This is a genomic window from Micromonospora sp. NPDC003197 (assembly GCF_053590565.1).
This window is the reverse complement of record NZ_JBSFTE010000010.1, coordinates 191,071-207,816: the sequence shown is the minus strand read 5'-3', so window position 1 is coordinate 207,816 and position 16,746 is coordinate 191,071. Positions and strand designations below refer to the sequence as shown.

15 protein-coding genes are annotated in these 16,746 nt (G+C 68.2%); 8 read left to right on the top strand and 7 right to left on the bottom strand.

Translation table 11 applies throughout. From position 1 onward, the window contains the following. Positions 1-3: 3 nt before the first annotated feature. On the bottom strand, positions 4-1,221 hold the full coding sequence (locus tag ACWDV4_RS14075) for a cytochrome P450 family protein (RefSeq protein ID WP_449978160.1): 1,218 nt from the start codon (positions 1,219-1,221) through the stop codon (positions 4-6). A 101-nt stretch (positions 1,222-1,322) separates the two neighbouring features. Here ACWDV4_RS14075 and ACWDV4_RS14070 point away from each other — a divergent pair, with 101 nt between their 5' ends. After that, positions 1,323-2,531: a TetR family transcriptional regulator gene (locus tag ACWDV4_RS14070; protein WP_449978159.1), complete on the top strand. Its 1,209-nt coding sequence runs from the start codon at positions 1,323-1,325 to the stop codon at positions 2,529-2,531. Between the two features lie 25 nt (positions 2,532-2,556). Here the strand turns inward: ACWDV4_RS14070 and ACWDV4_RS14065 are convergent, their stop codons facing one another. Next, complete coding sequence (locus ACWDV4_RS14065; protein WP_449978157.1) at positions 2,557-3,147, bottom strand: TetR/AcrR family transcriptional regulator; 591 nt, start codon at positions 3,145-3,147, stop codon at positions 2,557-2,559. 107 nt (positions 3,148-3,254) lie between these two features. Between ACWDV4_RS14065 and ACWDV4_RS14060 the strand changes: the two genes are divergently transcribed. The 3 genes from ACWDV4_RS14060 (at position 3,255) to ACWDV4_RS14050 (ending at position 6,123) form a co-directional block, all read left to right on the top strand. Further along, on the top strand, positions 3,255-3,881 hold the full coding sequence (locus ACWDV4_RS14060; protein ID WP_449978155.1) for a MarR family winged helix-turn-helix transcriptional regulator: 627 nt from the start codon (positions 3,255-3,257) through the stop codon (positions 3,879-3,881). Then, the gene (locus tag ACWDV4_RS14055) at positions 3,878-5,512 is read left to right on the top strand and encodes an MDR family MFS transporter (protein ID WP_449978152.1); all 1,635 of its coding nucleotides are present in this window, start codon (positions 3,878-3,880) and stop codon (positions 5,510-5,512) included. The genes ACWDV4_RS14060 and ACWDV4_RS14055 overlap by 4 nt, the downstream gene beginning before the upstream one ends. 125 nt (positions 5,513-5,637) lie before the next feature. Beyond that, positions 5,638-6,123, top strand: a complete 486-nt coding sequence (locus ACWDV4_RS14050; protein WP_449978150.1) for a MarR family winged helix-turn-helix transcriptional regulator — start codon at positions 5,638-5,640, stop codon at positions 6,121-6,123. A gap of 26 nt (positions 6,124-6,149) precedes the next feature. Here the strand turns inward: ACWDV4_RS14050 and ACWDV4_RS14045 are convergent, their stop codons facing one another. Next, entirely contained in the window at positions 6,150-6,611 is a 462-nt protein-coding gene (locus ACWDV4_RS14045) for a VOC family protein (RefSeq protein ID WP_449978147.1), read from the bottom strand. After that, positions 6,608-7,195, bottom strand: a complete 588-nt coding sequence (locus ACWDV4_RS14040) for a DinB family protein (protein WP_449978145.1) — start codon at positions 7,193-7,195, stop codon at positions 6,608-6,610. The genes ACWDV4_RS14045 and ACWDV4_RS14040 overlap by 4 nt, the downstream gene beginning before the upstream one ends. Positions 7,196-7,257: 62 nt before the next feature. Here ACWDV4_RS14040 and ACWDV4_RS14035 point away from each other — a divergent pair, with 62 nt between their 5' ends. The 3 genes from ACWDV4_RS14035 (at position 7,258) to ACWDV4_RS14025 (ending at position 11,631) form a co-directional block, all read left to right on the top strand. Beyond that, positions 7,258-8,256 (top strand): helix-turn-helix transcriptional regulator, encoded by a 999-nt coding sequence (locus tag ACWDV4_RS14035; RefSeq protein WP_449978143.1) that lies wholly within the window; start codon positions 7,258-7,260, stop codon positions 8,254-8,256. 104 nt (positions 8,257-8,360) lie between these two features. Next, positions 8,361-9,821: a DHA2 family efflux MFS transporter permease subunit gene (locus tag ACWDV4_RS14030; protein ID WP_449978141.1), complete on the top strand. Its 1,461-nt coding sequence runs from the start codon at positions 8,361-8,363 to the stop codon at positions 9,819-9,821. Between the two features lie 184 nt (positions 9,822-10,005). Further along, positions 10,006-11,631, top strand: coding sequence for an alkaline phosphatase D family protein (locus ACWDV4_RS14025; protein ID WP_449978138.1), 1,626 nt, complete (start codon positions 10,006-10,008; stop codon positions 11,629-11,631). Positions 11,632-11,661: 30 nt separating this feature from the next. Here the strand turns inward: ACWDV4_RS14025 and ACWDV4_RS14020 are convergent, their stop codons facing one another. Continuing rightward, positions 11,662-12,297 (bottom strand): RICIN domain-containing protein, encoded by a 636-nt coding sequence (locus tag ACWDV4_RS14020; RefSeq protein WP_449978136.1) that lies wholly within the window; start codon positions 12,295-12,297, stop codon positions 11,662-11,664. A 436-nt stretch (positions 12,298-12,733) separates the two neighbouring features. Between ACWDV4_RS14020 and ACWDV4_RS14015 the strand changes: the two genes are divergently transcribed. Continuing rightward, complete coding sequence (locus ACWDV4_RS14015) at positions 12,734-13,906, top strand: peptidoglycan DD-metalloendopeptidase family protein (RefSeq protein WP_449978134.1); 1,173 nt, start codon at positions 12,734-12,736, stop codon at positions 13,904-13,906. Positions 13,907-13,983: 77 nt separating this feature from the next. On the opposite strand, the gene ACWDV4_RS14010 is transcribed toward ACWDV4_RS14015, so the two are convergent. Together ACWDV4_RS14010 and ACWDV4_RS14005 are read right to left on the bottom strand one after the other, a co-directional pair. After that, positions 13,984-15,291 carry a family 43 glycosylhydrolase gene (locus tag ACWDV4_RS14010; RefSeq protein WP_449978133.1) on the bottom strand — a complete coding sequence of 436 codons (1,308 nt, stop codon included), beginning with the start codon at positions 15,289-15,291 and terminating at the stop codon, positions 13,984-13,986. 120 nt (positions 15,292-15,411) lie between these two features. After that, positions 15,412-16,581: a hypothetical protein gene (locus ACWDV4_RS14005; RefSeq protein ID WP_449978131.1), complete on the bottom strand. Its 1,170-nt coding sequence runs from the start codon at positions 16,579-16,581 to the stop codon at positions 15,412-15,414. Between the last annotated feature and the right edge of the window lie 165 nt (positions 16,582-16,746).

The window sequence follows — 16,746 nt, the reverse complement described above, 5'->3', positions numbered from 1 at the left end:
CGGTCAGTAGGTCACGGGTAGTGAGGTCAGTCGCCAGGTGCCCGGGTCGAGGTCGCGTCGTACGTCGTCGGGGGCGGCGGCCAGCGTCAGGTTGGGGAAGCGGCGTAGCAGTGCGGTGAGCGCGACCTCGGTCTGCACCCTGGCCAGCGCGGCCCCGAGGCAGAAGTGTGGGCCATGGGCGTAGCCGAGGTGCGCCGCCGGGCCGGCGGGGCGAGTGACGTCGAGCCGCTCCGGATCCGTGAAGGCGCGCGGGTCACGGTTGACAGCGGCGATGGCGGCGGTGACGGGCTCGCCCTTGCGGATCGGTGCGCCGTGGAAGTCGACGTCCTCCTGGGCATAGCGGGGAAAGGTCAGTAGCTGTGGCCCGCACCAGCGGGTCAGTTCCTCGACCGCGCCGGGCATCAGGCTGGGGTCGGCGCGTAGGGCGGCGAGCTGCGCAGGGTGGGCGAGCAGGGTGTCCACGGCGTTGGCGATGAGGTTGGCTGGGGTCTGTCCGCCGAGGACCAGCTGCCAGACGAAGGTGACCAGTTCGGTGTCGCTGAGCCGGTCGTCGTCCGCAGCCTGGGCGCGGATGAGGTCGGAGATCACGTCGGTGGTGCCGGGCTCAGCCCGTCGTTGGGCGACCGCGGCCTTGGCGTCGGCCACGATGCCCGGTATCGCCTCGGCCAGTTGTTTGCCCTGCCCGGCCGTGACAGCGGCACCGTACTTTCGCCACTGTGGGCGATCGGCGTCGGGGATGCCGACGAGTTCGCTGATTACGTCGATCGGCAGTGGTTGTGCGAAGTGCCGCAGCAGGTCGACCGTGCCGCTCTTTGCGTGATTCGGCAGGTCGTCGAGGAGGCGTTCGACGATCGGCTCGATCCGGGGGCGGAACTCGGCGGCGCGGCGGGCGGTGAACGCGGGGGAGACCAGCCGACGAAGCCGGGTGTGTTCCGGACCTTCCATCTCCTGCATGGTCCGCAGGTAGGGCCGGCAATGTTCGGGTACGTCAGGCCGCTGGTAGGTGTTGGCGGTGAGGGCGAACCTCGGGTCGCTCAGCATCGCGCGGGTGGCCTCGTGTCGGGTGATCGCCCACATCGGGCCGAAGCCGGGGGCCAGGATGCGTGCCACTGGTGATTGTTCCCGAGCCCGGCCGTAGGCGGTGAACGGGTCACGTAGTACCTCGGGGTCGGTCAGGTGGATCTCGGGCAGGTCGAGAGCGGGCTGCGTCACGTCGGTCATTCCTGCTCCAAATTCAGATGTTCGAACCAGATGGTCACATCATATGCATGATGACGGTATCTTGAACCGACGCGGGCGGCAATGCGGGAACGAGGAGGACCATGGGTCGGCTCACCAGGGCGGAAATGCAGGAGCGCAACCGCGCCAAGGTGCTGGCCGCCGCCCGGGACGAGTTCACCGAGCGCGGCTTCCGGGATGCCAAGATCGACAGCATCGCCGAGCGGGCCGAACTAACCCGGGGCGCGGTCTACTCCAACTTTCCCGGCAAGCGGGCCCTCTACTTCTCGGTTCTGGCCGAGGACGCCGAGCGTGTGCCCGGGCTGTCAGACTCCGAGCTGTCAGAGCCGGGTGACACCGCTGGTACGGCGCTCGCCGCGTTCGCCCGTGCCTGGCTGGCCCGGCTGCCGCTGTCCACCGACGCCCAGCCCGGCCTGGCGCGCCTCGGCGTGGACCTGATGCCCGAGGTCATCGCCGATGAACGGACCCGTATTCCGTTCGCGGAGTTGACGAGGCTGAACGCGATCCTCCTCGGTCTCGCGTTGGAACGATTGCGCGCACAGCCCAGGAGCGCCGCGCCTCTGGCGGGCGAGACTCCCGCGCCTCTGGCGGGCGAGACTCCCGCGCCTCTGGCGGGCGAGACTCCCGCGCCTCTGGCGGGCGAGACCCCCGCGCGTCTGGTGGGGGTGGCCGAGGTGGCGCTCACCACCCTGCACGGCGCCAGTCAGTTGGCTGCCGCCGCTCCCGGCTTCGTCGAGCCGTTCCATGTCATCAGCGCCTGTGCGCAGTTGGCCAATCTCGACCTTGGCGACCGGTGGCAGCCGGCCCACCTTCCGCACATCTCCCCGGCGCGACCCGTCGACGAGCCGTGGTCGCCACCGTCCGCGACGGATGCGGTCCGAGGTGAACCCGTGCCTCTGGCCGGCGACGGCGTGGTAGCGATTCTCGGGCTGCACCGGCTGTCGGCCATCGAGGAGGCGGTGCGTGCTGTGCCTGCTGGGCTCGACGTCACCGCCGTACTCGTTTCCAGCGTTCCCGAAGAGCTGGCACCGTTGGCCCGGCTGGCCGTCGCCGACTTCCGTACCTGCCTGCGGCAGGCGTTCCCCCCATCGGTTTGGCCCCGACTGCGGGTCGTCCACGACGAGACGGGCAGGTTGGCCGCTGCGGCCGGGGTGGCCGCCGTCAGTGATGTCACCGAGACCGCCGTACGCGTCGAGGCGGGGCGGATCGTCGCCCGTGCCGACGGCTACGGTGCCTGCCACGCCGCCGCGTCGGTCGGCGGGCGCCCGTCGGGCCAGCCGGTCCAGGTGTAGCCGACCAGATCTTCGCGGCGGGTGCCTAGTCGAACTGTCCGGCGGCGGTCGCCAGGACCTGCTGGATCACCTCGGTCAGTGTCCGGCCGGCCGGTTGGTCGATCCAACTGCGAACGGCGACCCGGAGGGCGGCCAGGAAGGTTGCCGCAACGATCCGGGCGTACAGCGGACTAGCGGTCGCCGGCAGCCGGGGGGAGATTTCGGCGGCGAGGTCCTGTTCGAATGCGGCGTAGGTGGTGATCTGCTGCGCCAACAGTGCGGGCTGCTGGCGGATGAGCCGGTGCTGGGCTATCCACTGCGGGTCGCGCTCGTTTATCTGCCGGTACAGTTGCTGGGCGGCCCGGGTGAGGGCAGTCCAGGGGGACTCCGACTGCGGCCGGTCCCGCATGAGGGTCAGGAATCGCTGGATCCGCAGGTGGTCGCCGTAGAGCAGGGCCTCTTCCTTGCTGGCGAAGTAGTTGGAGAACGTGCGTCGGGAGACTGCGGCGGCGTCGGCTATCGCCTCGACGGTGACCTGGTCCGGGCCGACCTCCAATGCCAGGCGTAGCGCCGCCTGATGGATCGCCTGGCGGGTCGCGGACTTCTTCCGTTCGCGTAGCCCGAGCCCTGTGTTCATCGACACAGGTTACCCAGGTCTCAAACTTGCATGCTGAGAAAATTTGCCGGCTGGGCAAGATTCGTGGATAGTTGCTTGTGGCAACCAAGTCCGGGGGAGGGGGCGAAATGGCCTCGGCTGGGGCAAAAGATGCCGGTGAAGAGCTGCGTGAGCAGTTGCGTGACCTGTTCAAGGTGCTGCGGCCATTGCGGCACCAGGTGGCGCAGGGGGAGTTGGCGGCGCTGTCGCCCGGCTTGGTGGGCGTGCTGAGTACCGTCGAGAAGGTTTCGGTGGCGCGGGCGGCCACCGGAGGATGTCACAGTAAAGACCTTGCCAACCGATTTGCGGTAAATCCGTCGACGATCAGTCGGGCGGTTGGTGCTCTGGTGCGACTCGGGCTCGTGCGGCGCGAGGAGGATCCGGCAGACAAGCGGGCTCATTTTCTTACCGTGACCGATGCCGGCCGAGCCATCCTCGCCACTGCAGATCAGTGGTACGACGAGTTGTTTCGCGACACGCTCAGCAGGTGGAGTCCCGACGATGTGACTACCTTCATCGCCCTGTTGCAGCGCTTTACCAACGAGCTTGACGGCTATCTCGATCGTTGCCCGGGACGGCGGACGTGCGGCCCTGATCCGGAGACCCCGGAGCTGCCCAACCCTGCGCCGGAGGCCCTGGAGCTATCCGACGCTGAGCCCGGCGGTCGGCATCGCCAGACATTGCACGACACGATGAACATGGAGTCTTATCGATGAGCGTACCGGCAACCATGAAACCTGACGACGCGGAGATGAGTCCTCGTCAGGTCAAGGAGGCCTTCGCCGGACTGCTACTGGTTCTGTTCGTCTCGATGATCAGTGGAACTATCGTCTCCACCGCACTGCCAAGGATCATCGGGGCGCTCAACGGCAGCCAGAGCCATTACACCTGGGTGGTGACCGCGACCCTGCTCGCAGCCACGGTGACCACCCCGATCTGGGGCAAGCTCTCCGATTTGTACAGCAAGAAACTGTTGGTGCAGATCTCCATCGTCATCTTCATCATCGGGTCACTGCTTGCCGGCCTGTCCCAGGACGCAGGGCAGCTGATCGGCGCGCGGGCCTTCCAGGGTATTGGCGTCGGCGGCCTGCAGGCCCTTGTCCAGGTCGCGATCGCCGCGATGATCCCGCCCCGGGAACGGGGTCGCTACAACGGTCTCCTGGGTGGGGTGATGGCCGTTTCGACGGTCGGCGGCCCGCTGTTGGGCGGCCTCATCGTGGACTCCTGGCTTGGCTGGCGGTGGTGCTTCTTCATCGGCGTACCGGTCTCGGTCATCGCCCTCGCGGTGCTGCAGAAGACCCTGCACCTGACCAGCGTCCGCCGTGCCAACGTGAAGATCGACTTCCTTGGTGCCGCCCTGATCGCGGCCGGCGTCAGCATTCTGCTGATCTGGGTCTCGTTCGTTGACTCCTCGTTCGCTTGGGCGTCGTGGCAGACCGCCCTCATGGTCGGTGCGGGGCTGGTCATCCTTGCCATCGCCGTCTGGGTGGAGTCCCGGGCTGCCGAGCCGATCGTGCCGCTGCACATCGTCCGCCGACGGACCACCGCGCTCGCCATCCTGGGCAGCCTCGCTGTGGGTATGGCCATGTTCGGTGGGGCGGTCTTCCTCGGTCAGTACTTCCAGATCGGCCGGGGCTACAGCCCGACCGAGGCCGGACTGTTGACCATTCCGATGATGGTCGGTGTGCTGTTCTCGTCCACCATCTCGGGGCAGCTCATCAGCCGTACCGGCAAGATCAAGCCGTACATCGTGGCCGGCACGATCATCCTGGTGGTCGGGTTCGCGGTACTGTCCACCATCGACCACGCGACCTCGCTGGTCTACGTGGGTGGCGGCATGCTGCTGGTCGGGGTCGGCGTCGGTATGTCCATGCAGAACCTCGTCCTCGCCGTGCAGAACGACGTCGAGTTGCGGGACCTCGGAGCAGCCAGCTCCTCGGTCGCCTTCTTCCGGTCCCTCGGCGGGACCATCGGGGTGTCCGTTCTCGGTGCCGTCCTGGCCCGCCGGGTGAGCGACAACATCACCCGGGAGCTGGCCGCCGCCGGAGTGCCCGCCAACAGCGGAAGCAGCGGTGCCAGCAACCTCAACCTCGCCGAGTTGCCCGAGGCGATGCAGCACATCGTCCGGGCCGCCTACGGGGACGCCACCGGGCACATCTTCCTGATCTCGGCTGGCATCGCCGTACTCGGCATCGTTGCGGCGTTGCTGTTCAAGCCGATCATCCTGCGGAGCACGATCGACAAGGGTGAGGTCGTCGCTACCTCGCCGACCCGCGAGGGCGGGACCGACGTCGACGACGCTGGAGGCGAGTTCGAGACCGTGGGGGCACGCGGCCCACGCGGCTGAGTCCTGCGCAGCACGCCGGGGGGAGGACACGCAGGTGTCCTCCCCCCGGTGCGTTCCGCCGCAATGACTTCGACAAGTCGGACGAGAGATAATCCGTAACCGAACGATGTCGGTATCCTGGGGGCATGACCGCGATGGCCCCCGACCGTACCGAACCGGACCTGTCGTTCCTGCTGGACCGCACCAGCCATGCCCTACGCAGCCGGATGGCTGCCGCGCTCGCCGAGATCGGGCTCACCGCACGGATGCACTGCGTGCTGGTGCACGCCCTGGAGGAGGAGCGCACCCAGATCCAGCTCGCCGAGATCGGCGACATGGACAAGACCACGATGGTGGTGACGGTCGACGCGTTGGAGCAGGCCGGCCTCGCCGAGCGGCGCCCCTCGGCCACCGACCGGCGAGCCCGGATCATCGCGGTCACCGAAGAAGGCGCGCGGGTCGCCGCACGTAGTCAGGAGATCGTCGACCGGGTACATCGGGAGGCGCTGGCGACGCTGCCCGACGACGAGCGGACGGTTCTCCTGCGGGCGATGAACCGCCTGGTCAACGGCCATCTGTCTACTCCGGTGGAGAGCCCTCAGGCGATTCGGCGGGCCCGCCAGCAGGGCTGACGTCCAGGGCTGATACCCGGAGGTCGTCAGTCCAGACAGAATTCGTTGCCTTCGGGGTCGGTCATCACGATGAAGCCGGCACTCATCGGGGGAGCGGGTTCATGGCGGCGGACCCGCGTCGCACCCAGTGCGACCAGCCGGTCGCACTCGACCTCCAACGCCGCCATCCGCTCCTCGCCCTGCAACCCGGGAGCGGCACGGACGTCGAGGTGGACGCGGTTCTTGGCCTTCTTGCCCTCGGGTACCTGCTGGAAGAAGAGCCGGGGGCGGTGCCCGTCCGGGTCCTCGATGGCCGATCTCGTGTTGCGTTGCTCCTCCGGTACGCCGATCCGGGCTAGGAAGTCGTTCCACGCGGCCAGCGGGTCGGCGTCCTCGGGCAGGTCGACTCCGGGCGGCCCGGGGTGGACGTAGCCCAGCGCGTCACGCCAGAAGGACGACAGTGTCCACGGGTCGTGGGCGTCGAAGGTGACCTGGAAATCGCGGCTCATCGGGACGCTCCGTTCGTAGTGGGTTTCGTGTGCAGGTAGAGGTCGCGCAGCAGGCAGACCTCGGACAGGTGGTGGATCAGCTCGCGGTGGATGTGCAGCACCAGATCGGCCATGGACAGCTCGGGGAAGGGCTCCTTCTCACCGACCGGGACGTGGAGCCCGGCCTCGCCGAGGCCGCGTACCCCGGCCAGCCAGATGGCTAGTTGGGTGTCGAGCTGGTCGAGGGCGGCGGCCGCGTCGCCGGCGTACTCCCAGGTCTCGTACGACGCCGCTGGCGCGCCGAAGTGCGCCGCGTTGCGCGCGGCGAGCACGCTGACGATGACGTGACCGAGTCGCCAGGCGATCGTGGTGAAGGGAGTGGGGACCGGCGCGGGGTAGGCGTATTCGATTGTGAAAGTCCTGGTGTCAGTCCGGGTGGGCGCCGTCGAACTGCCGCGCGGCCGTACGCTCCAAGCGCCCGGCACGGGTGACCAGAAGTACTCGTCGTCGGTGAGGCCATCCAGGCGGCTTCGGAGCTGATGGTTCCAGTGGAACGCCAACTGCTCGCGCAGTGTCCGATTCCAGTCGAGTGCGTCTGCGTCCATGGGGACACCCTGACATCCCTGGCGGACAGGATCGGTCCGCTATCTCTGACAAGGTGGACGACGTGGACGTGGCGGGCGCAGACGCGCGGGGTACGACGGAACGAGTGCTCACTCTGCTCGGGCTGTTACAGCAGCGCCGGGTCTGGACCGGTCCCGAACTCGCCGAGCGGCTTGGCGTCACGCCCCGGACGGTACGGCGTGATGTGGACCGGCTGCGTACGCTCGGCTATCCGGTGCAGGCCAGCCAGGGCGTTGGCGGCGGCTACCAGCTTGGCCCGGGGCAGGATCTGCCGCCGCTGCTGCTCGACGACGAGGAGGCGATCGCCACCGCGGTCGCGCTACTCGCCGGCGCGGGTGGCGGGGTCGCCAGCGCCGGCGACGCCGCGCTTCGCGCGTTGACCAAACTCGACCGGGTGCTGCCCACCCGGCTGCGGCACGAGGTGCGGATGCTCGCCAGCGCGGTGGAGTCCTTCGGCGGCGGCCGCCCGCCGGTCGACCCCGAGGTGCTGATGACGCTGGCCAGGGCCTGCCGGGACGAAGTGGAGGCCGGCTTCGACTATCCGTCCGGGGGCAAGGTACGACGGCGGCGGGTCGAGCCCCACCGCCTGGTCGCCTCCGATCGGCGCTGGTACCTGCTCGCCTACGACCTCGATCGCGACGACTGGCGCAGCTTCCGCCTCGACCGGATGACGGATGTGGCCGCACGGACCTGGCGCTTCCATCGGCGTACGGCACCGGATGCGGCGACGTACGTGCAGGAGGGGGTCTCGGCTCGGGTCTATCCGCACCAGGCGCGCTTTCTCGTGTACGCCCCAGCCGACACGGTGCGTGCGCAGGTCCCGGCGTCGGCAGCCGTCGTACGGCAACGCGGGGCCGAACTCTGCGAGGTGATCAGTGGTGCCGCCAGCCTCGACTTCGTGCTCATGCACGTGCTTCTGCTGGGGCACGACTTCGAGGTGCTCGACCCGCCGGAGCTCCGGCAGCGCTGTGGCGAGCTGGCGCAACGACTGCGGTCAGCCAGTACGGCGATCTCACCGAGGTCCGAGATGGCGGGGGAGTGACCACGCCACCGCGCATTCCGAACCGGTAGGGCCGAAAGAGATTGTCTGTAACGGAACTATCCGCTACGGTCTCTCCTGTGTCTCGGTATGACAGGAGAGAAAACGTGCCCACCTCACTTACCTCCCGATCCCGGCAACTGGCCCTCGGCGTGCTCGCCACCGCAACGCTGATGGTCATCCTGGACGGCAGCATCGTCACCGTGGCGATGCCGGCCATCCAGGACGACCTCGACCTCTCCACCGCCGGTCTCGGTTGGGTGGTCAACGCGTACCTGATCGCCTTCGGTGGTCTGTTGCTACTGGCCGGGCGGCTCGGCGACCTGTTCGGCCGGAAGCGGATGTTCCTGGCCGGCACCGCGGTCTTCACCGTGGCCTCGCTCCTGGCTGGCGCGGCCACCACGCCCGGCATGCTGATCGCCGCCCGGTTCCTGCAGGGCGTCGGCAGTGCGATGGCCTCTGCGGTAAGCCTGGGCATCCTGGTCACGCTCTTTACCGAAACCAGGGAACGGGCCCGGGCGATCGCCGTCTTCAGTTTTACCGGTGCGGCCGGTGCCACGATCGGCCAGGTACTCGGTGGCCTCCTCACCGATGCGCTCACCTGGAACTGGATCTTCCTCATCAATCTGCCCATCGGTCTCGTGGTGCTCGCGCTCGCCGTACCCGTGCTGCCCGCCGATCGGGGACTCGGCCTCGCCGCCGGGGCCGACATCGTCGGTGCACTCCTGGTGACGGTCGGTCTGGTGCTGGGCATCTACACGGTCAGCAAGATCGAGGAGTACGGCTTGAGCTCGGCGCACACGCTCGGCCTGGGTGCCCTCGCCGTGATCCTGCTCGTCGCGTTCGTCCTCCGTCAGGCCACCGCGAAGAACCCGCTCGTGCCGCTACGGATCTTCCGGTCCCGGAACGTCTCCGGTGCCAACCTGGTCCAGATCCTGATGGTCGCCGCCACGTTCTCGTTTCAGATCCTGGTCGCTCTCTACCTCCAGAGGGTCCTCGGATACGGTGCCACCGAGACCGGCCTGGCGATGCTTCCGGCGGCGGTCGTCATCGGTGCGGTCTCCCTGGGAATATCCGCCCGGCTCATTGCCCGCTTCGGCGAGCGTCGGGTCCTGTTGACCGGTCTTGTCCTTCTGGTCGGGGTCCTGGGACTTCTCACCCGGGTGCCGGTACGGGCGAACTACCTCATCGACCTGCTGCCGGTGATGTTGCTTGCCGCCGGCTTCGGGCTCGCCCTGCCGGCGTTGACGGCGCTCGCCATGTCCGGGGCCGGGCGCGACGACGCCGGGCTGGTCTCCGGGCTGTTCAACACAGCCCAGCAGGTCGGCATGGCGCTGGGCATCGCGGTGCTGTCCACCCTGGCCGCATCCCGTACCAACAGCCTGCTCACCGAGGGGGCGAGCGAAGCCGTGGCGTTGACCGGCGGCTACCATCTGGCCTTCGCCGCAGGGGCTGGCTTGCTCGTCGTCGCCTTCCTCATCACCCTCGTGGTGCTGCGCCAGCCGAAGCCGCCGGTTCGGGTCAGGGCCGATGATGGCGTCTTATCCACCGTGGAACTCGTCGGCTGACCGACTCGCTTCTGGTGCGTTGCGCGCCGCTGACCGGGATCGCCGCAGACCCGGTCAGCGGCACGCGCCGTTCACCACCCGGGCAAGTCCTTCGCAGCGACTTTGCCAATTGGTGAGAACTTTTCGCAAAAGGGTCCTGGTGGGGGTAGCGAGGGCTCGTCTCCGACCACTACACATATAGACCATGACGAACGCCCTTGATCGCCGTACGCTGCTCCAGATCGCCGGCGCGACGGCCGGCGCAACTGTCCTCACTGGCGCGACGCTCGCCGCCGGCACGGCCCAAGCTGCCGATACCGCCTTCCGGCACGGGGTCGCCTCCGGCGATCCGCTGCCCGACGGCATCCTGCTCTGGACCCGGGTCACCCCCTCCGCCGACGCGCTGCCCGGATCCGGCGTCGGCCCGGACGTCCAGGTCCGCTGGCAGGTGGCCCGGGACCCGGACTTCGCAACGGTGGTCGCCAGCGGCGCGGTGACCACCGGAGCGGCCCGGGACCACACCGTCAAGGTGGAGGTGACCGGCCTGTCCGCGGCGACCACCTACTGGTACCGCTTCGGCTACGACAATGCCTGGTCGCCCACCGCGCGGACGATGACGGCCCCGGCGACCAACGCCACCATCGACCGACTGCGGATGGGAGTGGTCTCCTGCGCCAACTGGGAGGCCGGCTATTTCTCCGCCTACCGGCACCTGGCCGAGCGGGGAGACCTCAACCTGGTGGTCCACCTCGGCGACTATCTCTACGAGTACGGCACCGGCGAGTTCGACGCCGGCGGGCAGGTGGTGCGTCCGGTGCAGCCCACGCACGAGGTGCTCACCCTGGCCGACTACCGGATCCGACACGCTCTCTACAAGACCGACCCGGACCTGCGTGCGCTGCACGCGTCGGTGCCCTGGGTGATCACCTGGGACGACCACGAGGTCGCCAACGACCAGTGGGCTGGCGGGGCGGGCAACCACACCGAGGGAGAAGAAGGGGCGTACGTCGATCGCCTGGCCGCCGCGCGGCAGGCGTACTTCGAGTGGATGCCGGTACGCGTGGGGGCGGGCGGGGCGATCTACCGTCGACTGCGCTTCGGTCAGCTGCTCGAGCTGTCCATGCTCGACCTGCGGACGTACCGGTCTCAGCAGTCGTCCGGCACCGGAGTGGACGACCCGAACCGGACCATCACCGGCGAGGCGCAGATGACCTGGCTGAAGAACGGCCTGACCAGTTCCACCGCCCGCTGGAAGCTGGTCGGCAACCCGGTGATGATCGCGCGGCTCGACGTCGGATCGCTGCCGGCCTGGCTGCTCGGGCCGTTGGGCAAGCTACTCGGCATCCCGGAGAACGGCGGAGTCATCAACGCCGACCAGTGGGACGGCTACAACGCCGACCGCAACGAGTTGATCGACCATCTACGGGCCGCCGGGACCAGCAACGTGGTCTTCCTGACCGGCGACATCCACACCTCCTGGGCGAACGAGCTGACCACCCGAGCGACCGGTACGACCAACCCCGCTGCCGCAGAGTTCGTCGTACCGTCGGTGACCAGCGACAACATCAACGACTTTCTTGGTCTGCCGGCGGGCAACGGGCTCAGCACCTTGGCCGCCAGTCTGATCCGTACCACCAACGGGCACGTGCGGTGGACCGAGGTGGACGGCCACGGGTACGGCGTGGTCGAGGTGACCGCGCAGCACTGCCGGATGGACTGGTACCACCTGTCGGACCGGACCAGCCCGACCAGCAGCAGTCGCTGGGTCGCGGGCTGGTCGGTCGGTGCCGGCTCGTCGAAACTGCGCAAGGAGAGCAGCGCGATGGCCTGATTGGCCGTCTGTGGTGGCCAGCCGAGCCAGTTACTTCAGGTACCAGGACTGGTTCGGCGTGCCCACACAGGACTGGAGCACGATCGGCGTAGCGTCGGCGGCCTGCTTGTCGTAGAGGTCCAGGCACTCTTTGGCGTGTTGCACATAAATGTCATCGGTCGAGTTGAGGCGGAACTGCTGATCTGGAGTGCCGTCACACTTGTCCACTATGACTCTGGCGAGGTTGCCGGTAGCCCCTCCGGACAGACTCATGCAGAGCCCGCCGGAGCGGAGGGTGCCGTCCTGCCGGAGCTCCCACTGCTGGTTCGCCGAGGCGTTGCAGCTTTGTATCTTCACTGCCACGTAGCGCCCGCCGCTGGTCAGGCACTTTCCGGAACCACCGTTGACCAGCGTGCCGGTTCGCGCGGATGCTGCGGTGGCCGTCGGCGATTTCGAGTTGGCCGGCTTGCCTTCGGTGCGTGTCGTCTTGGGCGTGGCGCTCGCGCTGGCCGAAGCTGACGGAGACGTGGCGATCGTCGATGCTACTGCCGTCGGTGACGTTGTCTGATCCGCGACCGCCATCTTGTTGGGTGACTGGCCGTCCTTGGGGTCGTCGGAAGACCCTAGCAGCGAAACGGCCACCACGAGCGATCCGACCGTCAGTACGCCGACCAGCGCGAGCAACATAGACAGTCGCGCCTTGCGGGCCGGTCGGGCCGGTTCCGGGGCGGAAGCAGTCCCGTCCGCCATATACGCAGCGGATTCGGCGGATGCGCTCGGGGCCATTGCTGGTCCGCCATGGGCAATCGCCGGATCCGACTCCGCCCAGGGATCCACTGCGGGAAACCGGGTCGAGTACGGTTCGAGAGGGCTCGACGAGTCATCGTCAGGCACGGGGCCACTCCTGAAGTGTGGTCGCGAAACAGTCGACCGGCCAGCAGCCGGTTACGGTCGATGCCGTCATTCTGCCCTGTCATGATCCTTGCATCTGTCCTGCACTCGACATGACGGGCGCATGCGAAGGTTTTTGCCAGCACACCCCGGTCAGCCGTAGACGTCTTTCGATGGCTGTTCTACCGTGGCAGCACTCGAAGTGGATCAGATCGATGTCTGGAGGCGTGTCATGACCCGATTGCGACGGTGGACGTCCGTTGCCGTTGCCGCGATGGTGGGTGGCGGAGTGCTGGCCTGGCCAGCAGCTGGCCAGGCGGTGCCCGGAACCGGGGTGGTCGGTGTGACCGAGGCGGTCGCCCTGAAACTGGTGGAGAAGGAAAGCCTTGCGGCGGCCCGTTCCGTTCACGCCGAGGACGTCCGGGTCACCGTTGCCCGAGCAACGGGCAGCTGGGCTTTCGGCACCGCCGTGGCGGTTACCGGACACGAGGCGGACGCCCACCCGGTCGGCGCGGTCTTCCTCGCTCGCAACGTAGGCGGCACGTGGCGGACCGCCTTCGACGGTGAGGCAGGGTTCAGCACCTTGGCCGCCGAGTCGCCGCTGGTGACCGAGCAGGAGAAGAACGTCTTCACCACCAGCCCGGGAGTTACCTACGCCAACGGCGACTACCGCACCGGGATGGCAATGCCGTTCGCGGTCGGGCAGACCTGGCGACTCACCGGCGGCCCGCACGGCTGGGGAGGTGCTGCCCCGTTCAGCTCCATCGACCTGGCCGGCGGCGACGAGGTGGTCCGTGCCGCTCGCGCCGGTACGGCGTACACCATGTGTCAGGGCTGGGTCCGGGTCATCCACGACCGTGGCTACTCCACTGACTACTACCACCTGTGGAGCAACATCTCGGCCAACGGAACGGCCGTGGCCCAGGGGGCCTACCTCGGTTACACCGGCACCGATGTCACCTGCGGTGGGTCCGCCACCGGGCGGCACGTCCACTTCGGTCTACGGCAGAACAGTGCCTACGTGCCGATCGCCGGCCACGATCTCGGCAAATGGGTGATCAACAGCGGTGCTGCCGCCTATCAGGGCGGGGCCCGGCACGGTTCGACCTCGATCGGGATCGGCGGGTCCATCTACAACTACGGGGCACTCGGCTTCACCCAGGGAGTCGTCGACGCCAACGGCGGCGGCACGCTGACCAAGCGCTCCGGTCCGGGCACCGGTTACGGTGCCATCGGATCATTGAGCGATGGTGCCACCGTGACCATCTCCTGCTCCGCCAACGGCACGTCGCACACCGGCCGTTACGGCACCACCGCCCTGTGGAACCGGCTCAGCGACGGCAGTTGGGTCTCCGATGCCTACCTCTGGACCGGGGTGAACGGCACGGTCAACGGCTACTGCTGACCGGCTGCGCTTCGCCCATTCGGGCGGTAGGGGCAGGTGGCGCGATCTCGGCCACCTGCCCCTACCGCGATATTTGGTCAGGCAACCTCGATGTAGTCGAGTTCGGCCCAGCGGGAGCGGTGCTGTAGTCGGATGGTGTTCCAGCCGGCGTTCAGCGTCACGCCGACCGGCACCTGTCGGTAGGTGTCCCAGCCGGTGTTGGGATAGTTCACCACCAGTTGCGTACCGCCGTTGACGGTCATGGTGTGTTGGGCGTCGCCATATCCGGCGGCGTAGGCGACATGGACCGTGTACGAACCGGCCCGAGGCACGTACACCGACAGGTCGACCCAACTGTCGGCGTAATCGATGTAGGCGGCCACCGCTGCCTGCGAGGCGTTGACGGCGTTGCTGCGTACCTGCGCGTTGTGCAGCGTGCCCCGCTCGGCCTCGGTACGGACCCGGCTACCACGCACCACCGGGTAGTCGTTGGCCCACCCGAGGTCGGCCCGGTACATGCCCCGGCCCCCCGCAGCCAGCCAACCATGCAGGAAGACGTTGCCGCCGACGACGTCGATGTCCGCGCCACCCGGCCCGTTCACCGCGCCGTCCACCGTGCCGGTGGTGATCAACGGTCGGTAGGCCTTCACGTAGCGCCCGGTCAGCGTCGGCGAAACGGCGTAGCTGGTGTGATAGCCAGAATTGCCGTACGAGCCGCCGGAGTAGAACAGCACGTACTGCGAGGCGCGGCGGACCAGCACTGGAGCCTCGATCACACCGGCCTCCTCCGGACGGTCGTTGCGCAGCAACTCGGTCCGGCCGCCCTGGAAGGTCAACCCGTCGGCGGCGACAGGCTGTAGCCAGATCGAGGTGGGCTGCCCGATCGCATTGCCGTCGTCCTTGTAGAGCAGGTGGCGGCGGCCATCGGCGTCGACGAAACTCGCCGGGTCGATGTCGCCGCCCTCGCCAGCGTTGCAGACCAGCGGGGCGGTGCCGACCGGCTGGAACGGACCGAGCGGACCGGTGGCCAGCGCCGCGCCGATGCATTGCCGGCCAGTCGCCTGGCTGCGCGCGGTGTAGTAGAGCAGGTACCGACCGTCGGCCCGCTGGGACACGTCAGGTGCCCAGGTCAGTCCGCCGCTGGCCCAGGCGCCGAGCTGCGGTAACGCGTCGCCGCGTACGGTCCACGGGCCGCCCGCCTCGGGGGCGGTGGCCACCGGTACGTTCGGTCCGCTGTTGGTGGAGTAGGCGTAGTAGGTGCCGCCGAACCGGGACACGTCCGGGTCGGGGAAGTCGCGGTTGATCAGCAACGCCGGTCGTACGGTTGCAGCCAGCGCCGGGGCGGGTATCCAGAGTGCGCCCAGGGCGGTGGCGAGGGCCGAGACAACGGCCAACACACGTTTCATCGAAGCTCCTCTCTCCGTAGCGGTTTGTGGTCGCGAAGACGCTGCCATGCTAGGGGTGACGGGAGGCTCTTTCAAAGAAGCGTGTCGATCGATCTGTGTGGCCTCGTCGGCCCGTCGCCGCTACCGCTTCGGGCGGGGGAACAGCCGAAGGCCCGGATTTTGTCCGGAGAGCTCCCTGAGCGCCGTTTCGGTGACCGCTGTGTCGACGACGTTGAGGTGGTGCAGGTCGAACCGTCGGGCAAGGGCCAGGGCGAGTTCATCGGTGATCGGCGTCCCGCTCAGGGTCAGGGACCGAAGATCGACGACGCCGGCCAGCAGTGCCAGGACGTCACCGTCGTCGGCCTCCGGCATATGGAGGGTCAACTGGTCCAGCCGGGCCGGCAGCCGAGTAGCGCCCGCGAAACGGGGGGCGCTCAGGCACACCGTACGAACACCCTCGGGGAACTCGCCGTCCAGCCACAGTACGTCCGACGCGTGCAGCGACAGGTCCGTCACGGCCGGTGCGGCGTGCGCCAGGTGCGCGAATCCCCACGGGTGCGGTGGGAGGTTGTCGATCGTCAGCGACGTCAATGAGTCGCAGGTGTCGTCGGTGCCCACGGAGAAGGCCGAAACCGTCGTCAGGTGCAGCCGTAGCACCCGCAGCCGGGGAAAACGGCGGAAGGCCGAGAAGGCGTTCTCGCCCAGGGCGCAGGTGGCGTGCACGAGGAGTTCCAGCCCGGGAAGAGCCGGTAGCGCGGACAGTAGCTGTGCGTCGAACTCATCGGTGTGCAACTCAAGTGACCAGACCTTGTCGGCCACGTCGGCGAGCCGATCCACGTCGGACCGGTCCCAACACTCGCTGCGTTGATGGATGCTGAACCGGCTGCCGTCATGTCCGGGCGGGAGCGTCGGGCCGAGTACGTGGAACGGCGGCGTCCCTTCCTGGACGTGGTACAGCCGGGACTCGTCGTCGGTGAACCGCCCGCAGCACACCACCTCGACGAGGGTTACGGTCGATGTGCGGTCGATGACCGACAGATTCACCCATTCCGGCACTCGTCCATCGCGCCACAACACGTCGACCACCGCCGACTCGTCGCACCACCGCAGCGCCCGGTCCCGGTCCGGGTTGCTGTCCTGGGGAAACCTGACCTCGCCCGGCTGCGGTGAGACGTGCGCGTCGTTCGACCGATTGAGCCGTACCCGGAAGGCCAACGCTGCTGGCAACGCCTCCGTCACCAGTGTGCCCGCGAAGCGCCGTGCCGCCTCCGCCGAGCTGACCAACCGTTCGGCGAACGTCGTCCGATCCACTTGAGCACAATATCCCGGGGCTGACGCGCCCTCAGGAGATGCGGGGCGGCGGTCCAGGCCCGGAAGCCTCGCGGCAGCCGGGCGGACATCGCCCGATGTGCTGGGGCGGAGCGCTGGGGCCCACCGGGTTAACGGTAGCGTTGCGCCACATCATGGCCCCCGGAC

What these genes read in the sequence shown, in the direction of transcription:
- ACWDV4_RS14045 (WP_449978147.1), bottom strand. Translation starts at nt 6,611, where the DNA reads ATGAGCCGCGATTTCCAGGTCACCTTCGACGCCCACGACCCGTGGACA.
- ACWDV4_RS14065 (WP_449978157.1), bottom strand. Translation starts at nt 3,147, where the DNA reads ATGAACACAGGGCTCGGGCTACGCGAACGGAAGAAGTCCGCGACCCGC.
- ACWDV4_RS14010 (WP_449978133.1), bottom strand. Translation starts at nt 15,291, where the DNA reads ATGAAACGTGTGTTGGCCGTTGTCTCGGCCCTCGCCACCGCCCTGGGC.
- ACWDV4_RS14020 (WP_449978136.1), bottom strand. Translation starts at nt 12,297, where the DNA reads ATGTTGCTCGCGCTGGTCGGCGTACTGACGGTCGGATCGCTCGTGGTG.
- ACWDV4_RS14055 (WP_449978152.1), top strand. Translation starts at nt 3,878, where the DNA reads ATGAGCGTACCGGCAACCATGAAACCTGACGACGCGGAGATGAGTCCT.
- ACWDV4_RS14060 (WP_449978155.1), top strand. Translation starts at nt 3,255, where the DNA reads ATGGCCTCGGCTGGGGCAAAAGATGCCGGTGAAGAGCTGCGTGAGCAG.
- ACWDV4_RS14070 (WP_449978159.1), top strand. Translation starts at nt 1,323, where the DNA reads ATGGGTCGGCTCACCAGGGCGGAAATGCAGGAGCGCAACCGCGCCAAG.
- ACWDV4_RS14040 (WP_449978145.1), bottom strand. Translation starts at nt 7,195, where the DNA reads ATGGACGCAGACGCACTCGACTGGAATCGGACACTGCGCGAGCAGTTG.
- ACWDV4_RS14015 (WP_449978134.1), top strand. Translation starts at nt 12,734, where the DNA reads ATGACCCGATTGCGACGGTGGACGTCCGTTGCCGTTGCCGCGATGGTG.
- ACWDV4_RS14075 (WP_449978160.1), bottom strand. Translation starts at nt 1,221, where the DNA reads ATGACCGACGTGACGCAGCCCGCTCTCGACCTGCCCGAGATCCACCTG.
- ACWDV4_RS14025 (WP_449978138.1), top strand. Translation starts at nt 10,006, where the DNA reads ATGACGAACGCCCTTGATCGCCGTACGCTGCTCCAGATCGCCGGCGCG.
- ACWDV4_RS14050 (WP_449978150.1), top strand. Translation starts at nt 5,638, where the DNA reads ATGACCGCGATGGCCCCCGACCGTACCGAACCGGACCTGTCGTTCCTG.